Source organism: Pedobacter glucosidilyticus DSM 23534 (assembly GCF_000425145.1).
Classification (GTDB): domain Bacteria; phylum Bacteroidota; class Bacteroidia; order Sphingobacteriales; family Sphingobacteriaceae; genus Pseudopedobacter; species Pseudopedobacter glucosidilyticus.
On the sequence record NZ_KE384313.1, the window covers coordinates 184398 to 203193 of the forward strand.

Here is an 18796-nt window from a genome sequence, read left to right on the forward strand (position 1 = left end):
TGCTTAAAAAATCTTAAAGCCTAAGCTTAGGTGTAATAAACTTTGTTTTAATCCATCATTTTTGTTGATGTCTTGTAAACTGGTCTCATATCTTAAATCAACAGACAAGTTACCAACATCAACACCGGCACCGGCTTGTACGTTGGTTACAAAATCTCTGTATCGGTAAAAATCCGGATCAATAGCTTGCGAAAAAGCATCATCATCCGTATTTAAATTAAATTGAAAAGCAGGACCGGCCATCAACCTAAAGTTTAGTTTATCGCCCCCTATTTTAGCACCTAATAATAAAGGGACGTCTAAAGTTGTAAATCTGGCTTCGCCACTTTGTACCACGGTGTTTCCTACGGTCTGAAATTTAAAATCGGCACCTTTAGAGCCAATATAAAGCTCGGGTTGCAAGTAGAAGTTACCACCAATTCTAGACCATAAACCTAGTTGATAACCCAAAATTCCAGATTCATCAATCTCCTGATCTTCTGCTTTAATGGTGGAATAATTTAGACCTCCTTTTATTCCTAAATTAAACTGAGCGAAAGAGTCACTTGCGCATAGCAGGGCAAATAAACTCAAGAATAGTATTTTTTTCATTTTCGTTTTTTTAATTTGTTTTAAGCCCTAACACAAATTGGACCAAATTATTGTTTGTATTTCTAAATAATGATGGGAAAATCCCTTTACAATTAAGTACATTATTCTATTTTTGTATCAAATATAAAACCATGGCAGAGATTACAATAGCTATAAAAGATTGGGATAGGCTAAAAATAAAGCTAAAAAGAAAATACAATCATTTAACAGATGATGACCTGGTTTTTGCACCTGGCAAAGAGGATGACCTCATCAATCATCTGCAAGAAAGACTACATAGAAATAGAGAATATGTGGTTTTTACACTTAAAAAAGGTTTAATCAATATAGATAATAACAGACTTTAACAAAAAAGAGGTTTGATTAAAAATCAAACCTCTTTTTTGTTTATAAAATCACCTGTTAATTATTTGATCCTCTCCATCTTCTCTGACCTTCTCCCATATCTTCCAGATTATTTTTTCCGGCAAACTTATTAATACGCATAGTAAATGTAAGCATGAAATACTGTGCTAAACGGTTGCTTTCTCTTTCCACTCTAATATTGGAATTAACGGTATTACTAACACCAACATTTTCATCTAATAAGTCAAATGCTGATAATCTTAACGCACCTGTTTTACCTTTAAAGAATTGCTTTTCTAAATAAGCATTGATGATAAACGGATTTACGCTAACACTATTAAAGCCACTGTTTAGGTTTTTATCAGCTTGTGTACCAAATAAAAAAGTTTTGGTAAAATAAATCTTGCTATCAAAACTAAAACTCCAGGTGTTCACTTTTGCATTAGCTCGCTCGTTCAAAGTATTATCGTTAACATTATAGCTAAAACTTGCTGCTGGTACAATTTCTAACCAATCCTGAGGTTGTATTTGCAATTGTAAACGCTGACTAAGCACTGTATTTCTTGCGATATTTCTTTCGCTATTGATAAATGAGACCTGATTATTATAGTTTGCAGACCCTCTAAAACCTAAAGTATATTTTTTCTCGCTAAATGCTTTGGAGAAGAAATAAAAGCCATTTACTGCATAAAAACCATTGGTATTTAAATATTGGGTTTCTTGTAGAGCCCCAATAGCAGAATTTTGTATCCTGATGGTATTGGTAACTATCTTATCCTGAGTGAAATTATAAGATATATTAGTAAAGAATGTCCTACCAGACTCTGCATTAAAATTATTGAACCTGATATTAAAATTGTTATTAAACTCGGCCTCCAAATTTGGATTACCCCTTACCGGAAACTGAGGATTCGAATTATCTGTTACGGGCTGCAATTGGTTATAACTAGGTTGGTTACTTCTGCCGTTATAGTTTACTGTAAGTTCTTTTGTTTTAGAAAATTTATAGTTGAATCTACCTGAAGGGAAAATATTTACAACTTTTGTTTTTGTTGTGGTACCTAAAGTTATAGCGTTACCCGTTAAAACTGATGGTTGCACCCCCATACCTACAGAGTAGTTGTATTTAGCTTCTCTTACCCGATAATTTAATCCAAACCTATTGGTAACAAACTGAAATTCGTATTCGTTACTTAAATTTTCATCAATAATAGGTGTTGTATTTTGTGTTTGGGTAGAAAATACTGTCCTATTATTTTTTATATTGTTGTAATTATATTCATAGTTGAACTCTAAACCTGCTGTTTTAGATAAAGGCTCGTTATAAGAAAAACCCAATTTTATGTTATCATTCCCATTATCATTCTCTATAAGTTGTCGCTGATATTCTAAATCATTAGGATTAGCCGCCAAAAAGTTAAAATTCTCAGTTTCTTGGTTTCTTAAGTTTGAATTGGTACTAAAATCTGCATTAAGGGCTAAATTTCTTTGCGGTTTCCTAAACTTATGATTAAACAAAATAGCAGTACTAAAATTAGGGGATCTTGAATCGCTAAAATCATTGATACGACCGTTAGAGAAAAGATTATCATCGTTACTTATAGAAAATGTTGATATTTCTACCGCATCTCCTGTAGCATAGCTAAATCTAGGTGTAATTTTTAAATAGTTTAAAGAGTCGATTTTGTATTCGATATTAAAATCAAACCGATGGCTGAGGTTACCATTATCGGCATTACTAAAATCAAGATTTTGCACTACTGCACTGGTATCTAATATTTGTTGGAAAGATCTGTTGAAGGTATTATTATCTCTGGAAGCAATACTATAGCTGCCATAAGCGGTTACTTTCTTACTCCATTCATCACGATAGTTTAAGCCTAATGACCTGATATTGGTTAAACCATCGGCATTATCACCGCCAAAACCACCACGACCGCCTCTGCCGCCACCGCCACCAGTACCTTGGGTTAAGCTAAAAATATTTGCATTGGTATTATTCAAATTCGCTAGCGCTGATATTTGTCTGGCATTATTAAAATGAGCAGCAAAAACTGATGCTTGGTAACGTTCTAGATTGCCTGCCCCAACAGTTCCTCTGGTGATATAACCTTTATTTCTATCAGGTCTTATGGTAAAATTTAAAATTCTTTCTGGTTCGCCATCTCTTACACCTGTTAGGTTGGCTCTATCGCCATAATCATCAATAATTTGTACGTTTTCTAATAAATCTACCGGGAGCTGCTGTGTTGCCGTTTTAACATCGCCACCAAAAAAATCTTTCCCGTTTACACGTACTCTGGTAATCGCTTTACCTTGTGCGGTTACATTACCCTCCCGATCAACCTCTACACCCGGTAATTTCTTTAATAAATCTTCTGCTAAAGCATTTTCTTTAAGTTTATATCTGTCTGCTTTGTATTGTAAAGTGTCTTCCTTTACCAATACATCTGGTGTGCCATCTATTACTACTTCATTTAGTTGCCTGCTATCAGGAATAAGTATAATACTACCTACTGATAAAGGTTGCTGTCCTTTCTGACGTTCTAAACTATAACTTTTGGTTATCGATTTAAAGCCTAAAGAAGAAATAGAGAGTGTAAAAACAGGAGATTTTATATTTTTAAAAGTAAAATTGCCATCTATATCTGAGCTAGTTAAAACCGTATCTGAAATTGATACTAATTTAATTGTTGCACCGATAACAGTAATTCCGGTACTATCCTTTAATTGCCCCGTAACTGTTATAGGTTGTCTTTGTGCAAAGGTTTGTACATAGATTAAGGCAAATAAAATACTGATGAAAAAATTTTTCATTTATAAGTTTAGGTGAGTTTGACTGCAAAATAAGGACTATTTTTTTTGATTTAAGTTTAAACGCCTTTAAATATTAGCTGTAACTTTTAGGATACATATAAAATCTATTCATCATTTATAAATATTACCCCTATATGAGACATGAGCTCTTAATCAATTTTATATTTGTGGTTTATAATAGCACCTGGTTTTCATGAAAATTCTTATTCAGTATTTAAAAGCTTATAAAGGTTTAATAGGTTTAGCCCTATTATTTGCCACTATAAACCAATGCTTTTCTTTAATAGACCCACATATTACAGGAAAAATTGTTGATAATTTTATCAACAAAAAGGATGAGTTAACAGAGTCTGAATTTACTATAGGAGTTTTAAAGCTTATTGGTTTAGCTGTAGGTGCAGCTATGATTTCTCGTATTGCTAAAAACTTTCAGGATTATTTTGCTAATATCATTACTCAAAAATTGGGCGCTAAAATGTATGCTGATGGACTATCTCACTCATTGCAATTACCTTATCAAACTTTTGAAGACCAACGTAGTGGAGAAACCTTAGGTATCTTACAAAAAGTACGTACAGATTCTGAAAAGTTTATCATCGCTTTCATCAATATCTTGTTTACAAGTTTGGTAGGGATGGTTTTCGTCATCATCTATTCTTTAACCGTAAGCTATAAAGTTACGCTGGTTTATTTTGCTTCTATACCTTTGATATTTGTAGTGAGTTGGTTCTTAAGTAAGAAAATCAAGACCATCCAAAAGAAAATTGTGGGTGCAACAACATCTTTGGCTGGTGCTACAACAGAATCTTTAAGAAATATAGAACTGGTAAAGAGCTTAGGTTTAGCCAACCAAGAGATTAACAGGTTAAATAATACAACTTATAAAATTCTAGATCTGGAACTTAAAAAAGTAAAATATGTGCGTAGCATGAGCTTTTTACAAGGTACAACCGTAAACTTGGTTAGAAGCACTATGGTAGTAATTTTACTCTTACTCATCTTTAAAAACGATATATCAGCAGGACAGTATTTTACATTTTTGTTTTACTCATTCTTTTTATTTGGCCCATTACAAGAGTTTGGCAATATCATTTTAACTTATAGAGAGGCAGAAGCATCCTTAAATAATTTCCAAAAAACCCTAAACACACCAAAAGAGGTTAAACCTTTACACCCGAAACATACCGGACCAATTCATGAGTTAGAGCTTAAAAATCTAAGCTTTCAGCATTTAACAGCCTTAGCTCCGGCTTTACATAACATCAGCTTTAGCGTAAAAAAAGGAGAAACTATTGCATTTGTTGGTCCGTCTGGCTCTGGCAAAACTACTTTGGTGAAATTACTGGTTGGGCTATACCAACCACAAGAAGGTGAGGTTAACTATAACGGCATCCATAGCAATGAAATAGATTTGGATGAGTTAAGAGAGCGAATAGGTTTTGTAACTCAAGATACTCAGCTTTTTTCTGGTACCATCAGAGAAAATCTTCTTTTTGTGAGTCCAAACGCTACGGATGAAGCTTGTATGCAGGTTTTACAAAAAGCCGCTTGCCAATCTTTATTGGCTAGGGCCGATGCTGGCTTGAATACCGTTATTGGCGAAGGTGGTGTTAAAGTTTCTGGTGGCGAGAAGCAAAGATTATCTATCGCCAGAGCACTTTTAAGACAGCCAGATATTTTAGTTTTTGATGAGGCAACATCAGCACTAGACTCAATTACGGAAGAAGAAATTACAGAAACTATTAGAGATGTATCTGGCGGAAAAGAAAGAATAACCATTTTAATTGCTCACCGTTTATCAACCATTATGCATGCCGATAGGATTTTTGTTTTAGAGCGTGGCCATATTGTTGAGGTTGGTAAACATGAAGATTTATTAGCAGAAAAAGGTTTATACTATGCCATGTGGAGACAACAAATTGGAGAAAAAAGGCTAAACGATAAAGCTTTTACTTAATTTAGTGTATTGATTATTAAAATATAGTTCAAGATGCTATCGGTATTATTACAACTATCACAAACTGGCTATTTTATGTTGCTGGCTGGTTTGTTCTTTTTCCCGCTATTGGTGGCTTTGGTAACCGCTAAAGATATTTTTTTTAACGAGAACTTATCTGCTAACCTCAAATTGCTTTGGTTATTAATTGTCATTTTAATACCCTTATTAGGTGCTATTATTTATTTCTTTTGGGGCAAGCCTATGGCATCCAAAAAGAAATTTTAATGGTGATTGCTAATATCATTTAAGGTTTTTGGGATCAGTTTTTTAGTTTTCATCCAAGTAACAGCAGCTACCAATAAAGTCATGCTGCCCCCAAATAAAACTGCTGGTACGGTACCCATTAATTTTGCTGTTAAACCAGATTCAAACTGACCAATCTCGTTTGAAGAACCTATAAACATGGCATTAACAGCTGATACTCTGCCCCGCATTTCATCAGGTGTAAGCAATTGTAAAATGGTAGAGCGAATAATCACACTTACACTATCAAAAGCACCTTCTAAAAACAAAAAGAAAAGGGTGAGATATAAATTTCTTGATAAGCCATAACCTATTATAGAGATTCCAAAACCAGCAACAGCAAACAAAAGATTACGCCAAGGTTTACCCATAGGCGAGAAACGTGTCATCACTAACATGGTTAAAACAGCACCTAAAGCAGGTGCAGCCCTCATCATCCCAAATTCCTGAGCACCTACTTTTAAAACCTCACTGGCTATTACCGGTATTAAAGCTACAGCACCGCCAAAAAACACCGAAAATAAATCTAAACTTAAGGCACCAACCAACATTTTGGTTTTAAAAACAAACTTTAAGCCTTCTGATAAGCTTTCATAAATACTGGTTTTACGTATATAAGTGGGAGGTACGCTTTTAAAAAAGAATGTAGCAAAAAATGAGATAGAAATACTTGCAACAATAATTAATAAGGTGGTATGCACACCTATAAAACCATATAACAAGCCGCCTAAAGCCGGACCCACAATTGCTGCAATTTGCCAAATAGAGCTATTCCAGGTAGAAGAATTTGGATAATGCGCTCGTGGTATAATTTGCGCCATTAAAGAAAAAGCTGCCGGCGAGAAGAAGCCTCTGGCAATACCCACTATAAAAATAATACTATAAATAGCGATAATAACTTTTGATGTACCCCATAATGCAACAATGCTAGGTGTAGTTACTACATACAAAGCAAAAGACGCCAAAACCATTAAGCCAACCACCCATTTTATTAAAACTGCTTTGTCTGATTTATCTGCTACATAACCGCCGTACAAAGCAATTCCTATGGATGGAATAGCTTCTGCTAGCCCTATTAAACCTAGTGAAAGTGGATCTTTGGTGAGGTTATAAACATACCAACCTAATACTACGGCTTGTATTTGATAACCTATGGTAAAGAAAAATCGCATCCCTAAGAAATACCTAAATTCTGGAAATTTAAGGGCTATGTAGGGGTCGTTAGAAGTAGCTGCCAATGTTGTTTATAATTTAAGATATTTTATCTAATGAGATTCCATTTTTCTTTACAGAGAAGAACTTTCTTAAAGTCTGATGTTTTTCTAAATTTAAATCTGGGTCTTCCTCAAAAATTTCTATCACTGTTTTTCTAGCTTCTTGTAGTATTTGTTGGTCTTGAGAAATATCAGCCAATTTTAAGTCTAAAATACCACTTTGCTGAGTTCCTTCTATATCACCAGGACCACGTAATTGTAAGTCAATTTCTGATATTTCGAAACCATCGTTAGTTCTTACCATGGTCTCTAATCTAATTTTTGCCTCTTTGCTAAGTTTCACACCAGACATCAACACACAATAAGATTGCTCTGCGCCTCTTCCTACTCTTCCTCTTAATTGATGCAATTGTGATAATCCAAAACGCTCTGCATTCTCAATAATCATGACCGAAGCATTAGGCACATTCACTCCAACTTCAATAACCGTAGTGGCTACCATAATTTGGGTTTCTCCCTTTACAAAGCGCTGCATTTCATATTCTTTATCTTTTGCAGCTAATTGCCCATGTACAACACTAAATTTATATTGTGGTAAAGGAAACTCCATAGCCATAACCTCTAAACCATCCATTAAATTTTTTAAATCTAGTTTGGCACTTTCCTGAATAAGCGGATATACGATATACACCTGCCTACCTAGCGCTATTTCTCGCTTCATCAAACCAAACATCCTTAACCTTTGTGTTTCATAAAGATGTATGGTTTCAATAGGCTTTCTACCAGCAGGTAATTCATTAATCATGGATACATCTAAATCTCCATACAAAGTCATGGCAAGGGTACGCGGTATGGGTGTGGCTGTCATTACCAAAACATGTGGCGGTATCACATTCTTACGCCATAGTTTAGCTCTTTGCTCTACACCAAAACGATGTTGCTCATCTATCACCACCAAACCTAAATTTTTAAACTGTACCGTATCTTCTATAAGGGCATGCGTACCAATTAAAATTGCTAATTCTCCACTGGCTAACTTTTCAAAAAGTATAGTCCGCTCTTTCTTTTTTGTTGAGCCCGTTAATAAAGCTATTTCTACAAAATCATCTTTTAACAAAGCTTTTAAAGAATGATAATGCTGCGTTGCCAAAATTTCTGTTGGTGCCATTAAACAAGCTTGAAAGCCATTATCAATAGCTAAAAGCATGCTCATTAAAGCAACTACGGTTTTGCCAGAACCCACATCGCCTTGCACCAATCTGTTCATCTGTATACCTTTTTGGGTATCCGATCTGATCTCTTTAATAACCCTTTTTTGTGCATTGGTTAAAGAAAATGGCAAAAGGTTCTCATAAAAATAATTAAACTTATCACCAACCTGAGCAAACACATTACCTTTAAACTTGTACGTCCTCAGCAATTTACTCCTCAACATTTTAAGCTGAATAAAAAATAGCTCTTCAAACTTTAAAGTTGTTTGGGCTCTTTTTAGGGATTTATTATCTGTAGGAAAGTGGATTTGCAATAGAGCCTCTTTATGCGAGTTTAATTTATATTGCTCTAAGATATAGCGAGGCAATACTTCCTCTATTTTATCGGCAACCTGCTCTAATAAGTTTGCCGTTAACTTCTGTATGCCTTTGGTATCTAGTGAAAACTGTTTTAATTTCTCTGTTGATGAGTAAACAGGTTGTAAGCTTAAATTACCCTTGGTTACATTTTCCTTAGAAAAAAGCTCCATTTCTGGATGTGCCATTTGCGCTTTCCCATTGAAATAGTTGAGCTTACCGAAAATGATATAAACCTGATTTAATTTCAGGTTTTTCTCTACCCATCTTATCCCTTGGAACCATACCAATTCTATCTCTGCAGTATCATCATAGGCTTTAGCTATTAATCTTTTACTCTGCTTTTCGCCAATGACTTCAAAAGACTTTAGCCTTACTAATATTTGTACATGTGCTAAATCTGGTGGTGCTTCTGCTACTTTATAGAATTGGGTTCTATCGATGTATCTAAAAGGATAATAGTACAATAAATCTTCATAGGTGAAAATTGCAGCCTCTTTCTTTAAGATTTCGGCCCTTTGCGGACCAACACCTTTAAGATACTCTATAGGAGTTTTAAATAATGGATCATTCAAAATCTGTGACTTCTCTTGCTACTAATTTACGTATTGTACCGGATATAATTTTCCAATTGAATATGATAACTGCAAATACCAATAGTAAATAGGCAAATGCTTGAATAAAATTAATTCCCTCGTTAAAATATAAAAACGCTACAGCAAATGCAATGACAGGATTAATATATATAATGATCCCAACTGTTGATGATGGTAAACCTTGTAAAGCAAATAGACTCAAAAATAGCGGTATCAAAGTAAATAAAACTGCTATGATGGTAATATCAAACCAAAAGTTTAGATCAACAGGAAGGCTTAAACCTAAATTTAAGTATAAAGGTAAAATCACAATAAAAGCTATCATTAACTGCAAACCCAACATGTTAACCTTATTAAATACCTTACTAACCCTTTGTATGATTAAATAAAAAGCATAAAAACTAGCAGTAACAATAGACCATAAAACTTCATGTAAAGAGCCAGTTGCCAAAATAAGCACACTAACAAGTGCAATCATAATTCCTGCAATTTTTTGTCGGTTGATATCCTCCTTTAAAATAATAAAGCCAGATAAGGCCGTAATCAAAGGACAAATCATGTAGGCAAAAGCTGCTGAGTTGAGACTTACATGATTGATAACATAGATAAAAGCATACCAGTTAAAGGTGATTAAAACACCAGAGGTAAGCAATAGGATAAGAAGTGTTTTTCTTTCTGATTTTGAAGATGATGCTAATATTTGGATATCATCTAACAATTGCTTTCTTTGAAAACCGGCAATAAATACACAGCAAATTATTAACGATATAATTATTCTACAAAAAAGGATCTGCTCTGCCTCATAATGCTGAACAAATCTTATAGGTACGGCTACAAAACCCCAAATGATATTTGCAGATAATGCAGCCAAGAAGCATTTTAATTTTAAGCTCATGAAGCTTTAACTGCAATAAGCGATATTTCTACATTAACATTTTTGGGTAATGTTTTCACGGCTACTGTTTCTCTTGCCGGATAATCTCCAGTAAAATATTGTCCATAAATTTCATTCACCTCAGCAAAATAAGACATATCACTCAAAAAAATAGAGGTTTTTACTACATGGCTAAAATCCATAGCTGCTGCTTCTAAAACAGCCTGTAAATTAGCCATCACTTGCTTGGTTTCTAAAGCTAAAGTGCTGTCTATAATTTCGCCGCTTACAGGATGTAAAGCTATCTGGCCAGAAACATATAAAGTGTTGCCTGCTAACACAGCCTGGCTATAAGGACCTATCGGTGCTGGTGCCGAAGGTGTATTGATGATTTTTTTCATTCTCAAAATTTAAATGGTAGTCTCTAATGTAAGACAAACCAATCTAACAGTTTCCAAATCAAACCCAATAAAAAAACAATAATGGCTGTTTTATTAATCCAATGCATTACCCTCAGATTAAAATTATCCGGTCTGTTTGGGTCTTTCTTTCTAAAGAAATATAACATATCGCAAATTTATAAAATAAAAAAGGGAGTCCTTTTGCAAGAACTCCCTTTTCTTAAAATTTGTTTTAATTATTTCTGTCTAAATTCAACACGACGGTTTTTAACACGTCCTTCTTCAGTTGCATTAGATGCAATAGGGCGGCTCTCACCGTAACCTTTTGTAGAAATTCTTTTTGCATCTACACCAGAGTTAACTAAATAAGTTTTTACTGCATTAGCTCTATCAACAGATAATTGCATATTGTAAGCATCTGTACCTTCTTCAGAAGCGTGGCCATCTAATTGAAGACCTTGAGCTTTATTAGCTCTCATCATTGATGAAATTTTGTCTAAAGTAGGGTAAGCAGAAGTTCTTAATACTGAAGAGTTATACTCGAATTGGATGTTATCAACACCAGACATGGTAGCTGAACCCATTTCAGGACAACCATTTAATTCTGGAGTACCTTTTTCAGTAGGACAGTCATCTTTCCAATCTGGCACACCGTCACCGTCAGTATCTAACTCGCAACCAGCACCATCAACTTTAGCACCAGCAGGTGTGTTAGGGCATTTATCTAAGTAATCTGCAACACCGTCACCATCAGAATCTTTTTTAAGATCTTGAACTGATTGCTCAACATTTGTAACACGTCCTTTTAATGCTTCAACTTCTTGACGTAAGGTAGGGTCTTTTAACTCATCATACATCATAGCAACTGGATTTGCCCAGTTTAAGTCTGGCTTAGCTTTAGAACCTAAAGAGAATTCTAAACCACCACGTACAACTGAGAATTTATCTTTAGAAGTACCACCAGCGTAAACACCGTCAAAGTTATCGCCATCAATAAATTTAGTATCATAACCAAAATCTAAAGCAACGCGGTCTGATAATTTAAATTTAACACCAGCACCTACAGGGATGTAAGCTTGTCTGATGTAATCATTGTTACCTTCATCACCGTATAAGCCTTTATTATTTACTGCTGGAGTACCATCGCCACCAGCGTAAGTAGTATATAACATTGGGTTAAAAGCAATTAAACCGTAACCAGCAGATACGTAGAAATTAACTGCATTCTCTCTTCTTAAGAAATCCACAGTTGCTACGTTAACAACTCCACTTAAGTTAATATCATATTGTACTTCTGTTTTAGCAGTGCTGTAAGGTGTAGCATCGCCTGGTCTGAAAGTACCAACGCCTTTATTGTAAGCAATAACATTACCTCTGCTTAAGTTACCTTGTAAGCCAAAAGAATGTGCTAATTGCTTTCTTAAAGAGATACCATAGTAAAAACCCATAGTATGCTCGCCAAATTCAACGTTCTTCCCAAAATCATTGGTACCGCCGATAATGCTTAATGGTAAAGAACCACCAGCGTTAACACCTATTGTCCAAGTTCTATACTGGCCTCTCCCTCCGAATACTTTTGCAGACGACGTAGTAGCAGGAGTCTCCTGTGCTTGAGTCGCTACAGCGAAAGCAGTTGCTAATGATAAAGCGACCGTTTTCTTCAATGTAGAATAATTCATAATCATTTTTTTAAAGGTTAAACAATTTTAATTGTAATTTGTCACAAAAATAAATTTTAAGTTTGACATCAGCAACTTATCAAACTTCATTCCAAAATATTTTTTTCATATTACAGGTTTATACGCAATTTTAAAATAAGGGTTTCTTAATTTAGTTTTATGAAATACACTACTAAAAACGCAGATTTATTTGTTTTTAATCGTAAAAATTTAGCTAATCGCCTCAAAAAAAATAGTTTAACTATTTTTAACTCAAACGATGAATATACCAGAAGTGGAGATCAATTGTATAAATTCAAACAAAATCCAGACTTATACTACTTATCTGGTATAGACCAAGAACAAACAATTTTATTACTTTTTCCGGATTGTCCTAATCCTTTGTACAAAGAAGTCCTTTTTTTAAGACAAACAAACGAGCATATAGCCATTTGGGAAGGCCATAAGTACACCAAAGAGGAAGCTCAACGAGTTTCGGGTATTAAAAGTATCTACTGGCTAGATGATTTTTGGAATATTTTATCAGCAATTATACATTATGCAGAAAATATATACCTCAACACTAATGAGAATGACCGTTACGCCAATCATGTCCCTTATAGAGATTTAAGATTTATAGAGGATTTAAAATCTAAATATCCTTTACATCATTATCAACGTGTTGCGCCCATCATGCGTGATTTAAGAATGGTAAAATCTGATATGGAAATTACTATCACCCAAAAAGCATGTGATATTACCGGAGATGCCTTCAATAGGGTATTAAAATTTGTTAAACCAGGTGTAATGGAATATGAAATTGAGGCAGAAATTATTCATGAGTTTATTAAGCAAGGCGCTACAGGGCATGCCTATGAACCTATTATAGCTTCAGGAAGAAATGCCTGCATACTTCATTATAATGATAATAATCAGCCTTGTAAAGATGGGGATGTGATATTATTTGACTTTGCAGCAGAATATGCCAACTATAATGCAGATTTAAGCAGATCTATCCCCGTTAACGGCCGTTTTACCAAACGACAGAAAGATGTTTACAATGCAGTTTTACATGTTTTCAAAGAAGCTAGAAAAATGTTAGTACCTGGTACCATTTGGAACGAATACCATGATGAGGTAGGTAAAATTATGACAAGCGAATTGATAAAGCTTGGTTTACTGGACAAACATGATGTGGCTAAACAAAACCCTGCGGTGCCAGCTTATAAAAAATATTTCATGCATGGTACATCGCATCATTTAGGTTTAGATGTACATGATATTTCTGACAGGTACAAACCATTTGAGGCTGGTAACATCTTAACCTGCGAACCAGGAATCTATATTTTGGAAGAAAATTTAGGTATCAGGCTAGAGAACGATATTTTGGTAACCGCAAATGGTCCGGTAGATTTAATGGCACATATCCCCATAGAAGCAGAGGAAATAGAAGCTATGATGAACGCATAAAAGTTTCTATAAATTGATAGATATTAAAATGAGGATGATAAGCTTCGGTAATACTTTGCTGAAGCTTATTTTTTTGGATAGCTCTCATTTGATAATGCTGAATCAATTGCCAAGCTTTTTGGGTAAGCAACTCTATTTTCTTAAATCCGTCCTGAGGTTTAAAAGCCAAAATTTCATTGGCAAGTTCAATAACGCCGGTTCCCTTATCAGCTACGGTATTAAAAACTTTTATTTGCTGATGCTTTTCTCTAATTAATTTTTGGAGACCAATGGTAAATAATTGTGCATCGGGTCTGTCTGATTTATTTACAATAAAAATATCTGCAATCTCCATTAAGCCCGATTTAATATGCTGTATTTCATCACCAGATTCTGGAACCAAAACTACCATAGTTAAATCTGCCAGGCCAGCAATTTCAACCTCAGACTGCCCAACACCAACAGTTTCTACAAAAATAAAATCAAAATGAGCGGCTTTTAAAACATCCGTCATTTCTATGGTTTTGCCAGACAAGCCTCCTAAAGCACCTCTGGTAGCTAAAGAACGTATAAAAACATTTGGATGGTTGAACTGATCTTTCATCCGGATACGGTCTCCTAATAAAGACCCAAAGCTAAAAGGTGATGTTGGGTCTACTGCTAAAATTGCTATCCTCTTACCTTTTTCGGTTAAATGCCCTATCAAACTATTTAACAAAGTACTTTTACCTGCTCCTGGTGGGCCAGTAACCCCAATAACCGGAGTTTGGTGTAGATGTAAAGATTTCAAAATATCATCGGCCCCGGCTAAATCATTTTCTACAATGGTTAAAGCTCTGGCAAGAGATTTAACATCTCCAGAAGTCATACTTGCTAATAGTGTTTTTGCCTTATCTAACATTAACTTAACTTTGGTTATGTTTCAAGTAAAAATATCAATTTAAAATGAGCAAGATGCCTAGAGCAAGCATTTATTCATTATTAAAAGAACATGCTGTAGAAGCAAGTTGTTTTTTACTCATTTTTGGATTGTTTTTTTCTAGAGCAATTTTATCCATTTCTCTTGTTTTAATGCTTTTAACAGCTATAAATAGCTTTTATCATCATCAAAAAATAAATCCTGTAAAGCTAAAGCATTACTTTTTTATAGGTTTATATATCCTCATATTATTGAGTTTCTGGAATACTACTGATAAAGCTGCTTGGTTAAATTTGCTCTTTAAAAACAGCTTTTTATGGCTACTTCCGTTAGTTTTTATGATGGCTAAAACACATCATGAGGCAAGTATACAACGTTTAGTTTTATTTTTTGGATTTTGCGGAGTTTTCTGCATCAGTGTAGATTTATTATGGATATTATCTCATCTGCAACTTTATCAAGAGATAATCACCCAAGGTGGAAATATAACTTCTGTTTTGGGTCCGTATCATACAGAACTTGGCCTGCTTTACAGCTTTGCTTTTATAGCTTTAGCACTATCACTTTTAAAGCAAACAAAATCTTTTAAAAAAGGGATTATTGCTACTTGTTTAATTTTGCTTTTGATAGGTCTAGTGGTAGTAGCACAACGTTTTACCCTAATTTCTTTATGGCTTACCGGATTATTTTTTATGTGCCGAGAAATCATCATCAATAAAAACTATAAATACCTAGGTTACGCTTTCTTGTTGTTTTTAGCCAGTATTATTGTTTATCAAAAAGTGCCTGCCATTAAGCAAAAAATAAACTCTACTAAACATGATATCATCAATTTAGTAGAAAATAAAAACCCCAATTATTTATCAATAAGCCAGCGTTGGGCAGCAAATAAATGTGCTTTAGAAATTATCAAAAGCAATATTTTCATGGGTGTTGCTCCTGCAGATTTAAAACAGGAGATGGATCATCAATATACCCATAATTCCTATTGGCTCATCCCTCAAAATAGAGTTTTTATCCATAACCAATATTTATATTACATGGCCTCTTACGGCGTGATTTTTAGCATTTTGATTTTCTTAGGTGGGTTAATAATTATCCTCAAGGAACTCATTCATAATTTCATATTTTTAGCATTTGTAATTCCTATTATCCTTCACATGTTTACAGATAATACTATGGAAAGGCAAATAAGCGGTATTAGTGTAGTATTTTTGTTACTTTTATTCACGAATTTTAATATCAAAACTTTATCAGAAAGATGAAAGTAGCCGGGTTTACCTTTATTAGAAACGCTGTAGTTAATGATTATCCAATAGTAGAGGCTATTACTTCCATCTTACCCCTATGCGATGAATTTATTATTGCGCATGGAAATTCTACTGATGATACTTTACAATTGTTGCAAGCTATAGATTCTCCAAAAATCAAAATCATTGATACTGTTTGGGATGATAGCGTAAGAGAAGGTGGTAAAACTTTTGCGTTAGAAACAGATAAAGCTTTTAAAGCTATATCACCAGATGCAGATTGGGCGTTCTATATCCAAGGCGATGAGGTGGTGCATGAAAAATATCATGAGACCATTAAAAAAGAAATGCAGCTATGTTTAGCAGATAAAAACATAGAAGGCTTATTGTTTAAGTACCTACATTTTTATGGTTCTTATGATTATATCGCTACTTCCAGACGTTGGTACAGGAAAGAAATAAGAATCATCAAAAATATGCAAGGCATGCACTCTTATAGAGATGCGCAAGGATTTAGATTTGAGAACAGGAAAATAAAGGTTAAAGAAATTGATGCTTATATTTACCATTATGGATGGGTTAAACCACCACATGGGCTAAATCATAAGGTGAGAAATTTCAATAAGTTTTATCGTGATGATGAATGGATTGAAACCCATATCCCAAAAGCAGAAAGCTTTGATTATGGCAATGCAGACGAGTTAGTAAAATTTAATTCTAGTCACCCTGTAGCGATTCGGCAACGAATTACGAATACTAATTGGGAGTTCTCTTTTGACCCCACGGTGGTAAAGAAAAAATTAAATTTTAGAAGGCGCTTATTAAAATGGATAGAAGAGCGAACGGGATATAGGCCTTTTGAATACAAGAATTATCAAAAAGTAAAGTAAAGATGATGAGAAGTATCTCGGTAATCATACCCAATTATAATGGGAAACATTTATTTGAAAAGTATTTTGAGCATAATTTTAATGTGATTCATGCTTGCGCAGATGAAGTTGAGATTATTGTTATTGATGATGCTTCTGAAGATAACTCGGTAAAATATCTTAAAGAAAATTATACAGACAAAATTATCTTAATACAAAAAGAAAAAAATTCTGGCTTTTCAGAAACTTGTAATCTTGGCATACAAGCTGCAAAAAACGAGTTAATTTTTCTTCTAAATACTGATGTTAAACTAGAAAACAATTATTTCAAAAAGCTTTATAAATATTTTGAAAAAACAGATACGTTTGGTGTAATGGGCCGAGTAATTGGTATGGATGATGACCAAATTCAGGAAGCTGCTAGATGCCCAAAAGTTAGCGGACAAAAAATAAAACCCAGCAATTTCTTTTACCTCAAAAATAAAAATACGCTTACCCCTACTTTTTATCTTTCCGGTGCTATTGCGCTTATAGATGCCAAAAAATTAAAAACTATAAAAGGATTTAATGAAATGTTTAATCCTTTTTACTGTGAAGATCAGGAACTATCTATCAGAGCCTGGCGTTTAGGATGGAAATGTTATTATGAACATGATGCCATTTGTAGGCATGAAATATCAGGAAGCACTAAAGACCATAGTAAAAAGCGTGACATTAAAATGGTTTACTTTAGAAACAGATATTACACGCATTACCTACATCTTACTGGTTTTAACCTTTTCCTATGGCACATTCAAGTAATATTTACAGATATTATAATAGGGCTTTTAACATTTCAATTTTATAAAGCCGAAGCTTATTTTAATGTTTTTTTAAACAGAAAACATCTTAAAACTAAAAAAGATGAATTCCAAAACCTAATGAAAGAACGAAATGCTAACCATAGTTTAATGGATATTATTTATCAAATCCGTTCAGTTATAGGAAATAAAGAGGTTGTTAAATGCTAGAATCAACCAAAGTTATTATTTTGATAAGTAATCATTTAACAGAATAGTGTATATTTACCCCTCAAAGGCTTTCTCAGACTGCTTTAAACTTTACAGACTAAGTTTTAGCCACACCCCAATAAAGTTAATTTTATTATATGTTAAGTTATATTAAAGCTTCTTTAGCCAGAAAAAAAGCAAGAAGAGTTACACAAGAGTATCCTCCACAAATTGAAAACTTTGATTTGGGAAAATACGGTCAAATCTCTTTTGCTAACTGGTCTAACCCTTTGGTTCCACATATAAAAATTCATACAGCAATGGTTGAGTTTTTTAACCAGTTTATTAAAGAAGGTGATTTAACTATAGATATTGGGGCAAATATTGGAGACACTACAGTACCAATGGCTATTTGTAGTGGTAAATCAGGTTTAGCACTCGGCTTTGACCCTAACCCTTTTGTTTTTAAAATTCTTCAGAAAAATGCTTCTTTAAATGAAGATAAATATAGGTTAGAACCTCAAAACTATGCCATCTCTACACAAGATGAAGAGTTTTATTTTATATCATCAGAAGCATCTTTTGCTAATGGAGCAATATCACCTACTAAAGATAGCCCGCATGGTAAATTTGTTCAGGAAAGTAAGGTTAAAGGTGTTAATTTAAAAGCTTTCTTAGAAAGTAAATATCCTGAATGGGTAAATAAACTCTCTTTTATAAAAATTGATACTGAAGGTTACGATAAGGAAATTATCAAATCTATAAGCGATTTAATTGAGCAATGTAAGCCTGTTATTATAGCAGAAAGTTTCGGAAAAGCCAGTAATGACGCTAAAGTAGAATTGTACGATGTTATTAAAAAACATGGTTACGATATCTTCTATTTTGAAGATTTTGATATTCATGCAACGGTAGAAAAGCTCCCTCATAACACGGATATGATGAAGTTTAAAAAAACAATTAACATATACGCAGTACCAGTAAATTAAAGCTTTAGAACTAGCTGATAAACAT

Annotated in this window: 17 protein-coding genes; 8 read left to right on the forward strand and 9 right to left on the reverse strand. The window is 33.9% G+C overall.

From position 1 onward, the window contains the following. Nucleotides 1-3: 3 nt before the first annotated feature. Nucleotides 4-591 carry a porin family protein gene (locus H510_RS0116410; RefSeq protein WP_026905305.1) on the reverse strand — a complete coding sequence of 196 codons (588 nt, stop codon included), beginning with the start codon at nt 589-591 and terminating at the stop codon, nt 4-6. A 131-nt stretch (nt 592-722) separates the two neighbouring features. On the opposite strand from H510_RS0116410, the gene H510_RS0116415 reads away from it, so the two are divergent. Further along, complete coding sequence (locus H510_RS0116415; protein WP_026905306.1) at nt 723-938, forward strand: CsbD family protein; 216 nt, start codon at nt 723-725, stop codon at nt 936-938. 55 nt (nt 939-993) lie between these two features. On the opposite strand, the gene H510_RS0116420 is transcribed toward H510_RS0116415, so the two are convergent. After that, complete coding sequence (locus H510_RS0116420) at nt 994-3753, reverse strand: outer membrane beta-barrel protein (protein ID WP_026905307.1); 2760 nt, start codon at nt 3751-3753, stop codon at nt 994-996. Nucleotides 3754-3946: 193 nt separating this feature from the next. Between H510_RS0116420 and H510_RS0116425 the strand changes: the two genes are divergently transcribed. Next, the gene (locus tag H510_RS0116425) at nt 3947-5710 is read left to right on the forward strand and encodes an ABC transporter ATP-binding protein (RefSeq protein WP_026905308.1); all 1764 of its coding nucleotides are present in this window, start codon (nt 3947-3949) and stop codon (nt 5708-5710) included. 33 nt (nt 5711-5743) lie between these two features. Continuing rightward, nucleotides 5744-5977 carry a PLDc N-terminal domain-containing protein gene (locus H510_RS0116430; RefSeq protein ID WP_036693244.1) on the forward strand — a complete coding sequence of 78 codons (234 nt, stop codon included), beginning with the start codon at nt 5744-5746 and terminating at the stop codon, nt 5975-5977. Here the strand turns inward: H510_RS0116430 and H510_RS19260 are convergent. The 6 genes from H510_RS19260 to H510_RS0116460 form a co-directional block, all read right to left on the reverse strand. After that, nucleotides 5974-7233, reverse strand: coding sequence for an MFS transporter (locus H510_RS19260; protein ID WP_036693246.1), 1260 nt, complete (start codon nt 7231-7233; stop codon nt 5974-5976). The genes H510_RS0116430 and H510_RS19260 overlap by 4 nt on opposite strands. Nucleotides 7234-7246: 13 nt before the next feature. Beyond that, the gene (gene recG / locus H510_RS0116440; RefSeq protein ID WP_026905310.1) at nt 7247-9352 is read right to left on the reverse strand and encodes an ATP-dependent DNA helicase RecG; all 2106 of its coding nucleotides are present in this window, start codon (nt 9350-9352) and stop codon (nt 7247-7249) included. After that, nucleotides 9345-10268 carry an EamA family transporter gene (locus H510_RS0116445; protein ID WP_026905311.1) on the reverse strand — a complete coding sequence of 308 codons (924 nt, stop codon included), beginning with the start codon at nt 10266-10268 and terminating at the stop codon, nt 9345-9347. Before H510_RS0116445 ends, recG begins: the two co-directional genes overlap by 8 nt. Beyond that, nucleotides 10265-10648 carry a RidA family protein gene (locus H510_RS0116450; protein WP_026905312.1) on the reverse strand — a complete coding sequence of 128 codons (384 nt, stop codon included), beginning with the start codon at nt 10646-10648 and terminating at the stop codon, nt 10265-10267. Before H510_RS0116450 ends, H510_RS0116445 begins: the two co-directional genes overlap by 4 nt. A 23-nt stretch (nt 10649-10671) precedes the next feature. Further along, entirely contained in the window at nt 10672-10815 is a 144-nt protein-coding gene (locus tag H510_RS20620; RefSeq protein WP_317131496.1) for a DUF6728 family protein, read from the reverse strand. A gap of 69 nt (nt 10816-10884) precedes the next feature. After that, nucleotides 10885-12327 (reverse strand): OmpA family protein, encoded by a 1443-nt coding sequence (locus tag H510_RS0116460; RefSeq protein WP_026905313.1) that lies wholly within the window; start codon nt 12325-12327, stop codon nt 10885-10887. 159 nt (nt 12328-12486) lie between these two features. On the opposite strand from H510_RS0116460, the gene H510_RS0116465 reads away from it, so the two are divergent. After that, nucleotides 12487-13776, forward strand: a complete 1290-nt coding sequence (locus H510_RS0116465) for an aminopeptidase P family protein (protein WP_026905314.1) — start codon at nt 12487-12489, stop codon at nt 13774-13776. Here H510_RS0116465 and meaB read toward each other — a convergent pair. Beyond that, nucleotides 13760-14656 carry a methylmalonyl Co-A mutase-associated GTPase MeaB gene (gene meaB, locus H510_RS0116470; protein ID WP_026905315.1) on the reverse strand — a complete coding sequence of 299 codons (897 nt, stop codon included), beginning with the start codon at nt 14654-14656 and terminating at the stop codon, nt 13760-13762. The genes H510_RS0116465 and meaB overlap by 17 nt on opposite strands. Before the next feature lie 53 nt (nt 14657-14709). Between meaB and H510_RS0116475 the strand changes: the two genes are divergently transcribed. The 4 genes from H510_RS0116475 to H510_RS0116490 all read left to right on the forward strand — a co-directional run bounded on the left by H510_RS0116475 (nt 14710) and on the right by H510_RS0116490 (nt 18771). Then, a complete protein-coding gene (locus tag H510_RS0116475) occupies nt 14710-15939 on the forward strand; it encodes an O-antigen ligase family protein (RefSeq protein ID WP_026905316.1) in 1230 nt (409 codons plus the stop codon). Continuing rightward, nucleotides 15936-16814, forward strand: coding sequence for a glycosyltransferase family protein (locus H510_RS0116480; protein ID WP_026905317.1), 879 nt, complete (start codon nt 15936-15938; stop codon nt 16812-16814). Before H510_RS0116475 ends, H510_RS0116480 begins: the two co-directional genes overlap by 4 nt. 2 nt (nt 16815-16816) lie before the next feature. Further along, on the forward strand, nt 16817-17803 hold the full coding sequence (locus H510_RS0116485; protein ID WP_211226595.1) for a glycosyltransferase family 2 protein: 987 nt from the start codon (nt 16817-16819) through the stop codon (nt 17801-17803). Nucleotides 17804-17940: 137 nt separating this feature from the next. Then, on the forward strand, nt 17941-18771 hold the full coding sequence (locus H510_RS0116490; protein WP_026905319.1) for an FkbM family methyltransferase: 831 nt from the start codon (nt 17941-17943) through the stop codon (nt 18769-18771). Nucleotides 18772-18796: the final 25 nt, after the last annotated feature.

Coding starts and splice junctions, on each gene's coding strand:
- H510_RS0116410 (WP_026905305.1), bottom strand. CDS start 591: ATGAAAAAAATACTATTCTTGAGTTTATTTGCCCTGCTATGCGCAAGT.
- H510_RS0116415 (WP_026905306.1), top strand. CDS start 723: ATGGCAGAGATTACAATAGCTATAAAAGATTGGGATAGGCTAAAAATA.
- H510_RS0116420 (WP_026905307.1), bottom strand. CDS start 3,753: ATGAAAAATTTTTTCATCAGTATTTTATTTGCCTTAATCTATGTACAA.
- H510_RS0116425 (WP_026905308.1), top strand. CDS start 3,947: ATGAAAATTCTTATTCAGTATTTAAAAGCTTATAAAGGTTTAATAGGT.
- H510_RS0116430 (WP_036693244.1), top strand. CDS start 5,744: ATGCTATCGGTATTATTACAACTATCACAAACTGGCTATTTTATGTTG.
- H510_RS0116445 (WP_026905311.1), bottom strand. CDS start 10,268: ATGAGCTTAAAATTAAAATGCTTCTTGGCTGCATTATCTGCAAATATC.
- H510_RS0116450 (WP_026905312.1), bottom strand. CDS start 10,648: ATGAAAAAAATCATCAATACACCTTCGGCACCAGCACCGATAGGTCCT.
- H510_RS20620 (WP_317131496.1), bottom strand. CDS start 10,815: ATGTTATATTTCTTTAGAAAGAAAGACCCAAACAGACCGGATAATTTT.
- H510_RS0116460 (WP_026905313.1), bottom strand. CDS start 12,327: ATGAATTATTCTACATTGAAGAAAACGGTCGCTTTATCATTAGCAACT.
- H510_RS0116465 (WP_026905314.1), top strand. CDS start 12,487: ATGAAATACACTACTAAAAACGCAGATTTATTTGTTTTTAATCGTAAA.
- meaB (WP_026905315.1), bottom strand. CDS start 14,656: ATGTTAGATAAGGCAAAAACACTATTAGCAAGTATGACTTCTGGAGAT.
- H510_RS0116475 (WP_026905316.1), top strand. CDS start 14,710: ATGCCTAGAGCAAGCATTTATTCATTATTAAAAGAACATGCTGTAGAA.
- H510_RS0116480 (WP_026905317.1), top strand. CDS start 15,936: ATGAAAGTAGCCGGGTTTACCTTTATTAGAAACGCTGTAGTTAATGAT.
- H510_RS0116485 (WP_211226595.1), top strand. CDS start 16,817: ATGATGAGAAGTATCTCGGTAATCATACCCAATTATAATGGGAAACAT.
- H510_RS0116490 (WP_026905319.1), top strand. CDS start 17,941: ATGTTAAGTTATATTAAAGCTTCTTTAGCCAGAAAAAAAGCAAGAAGA.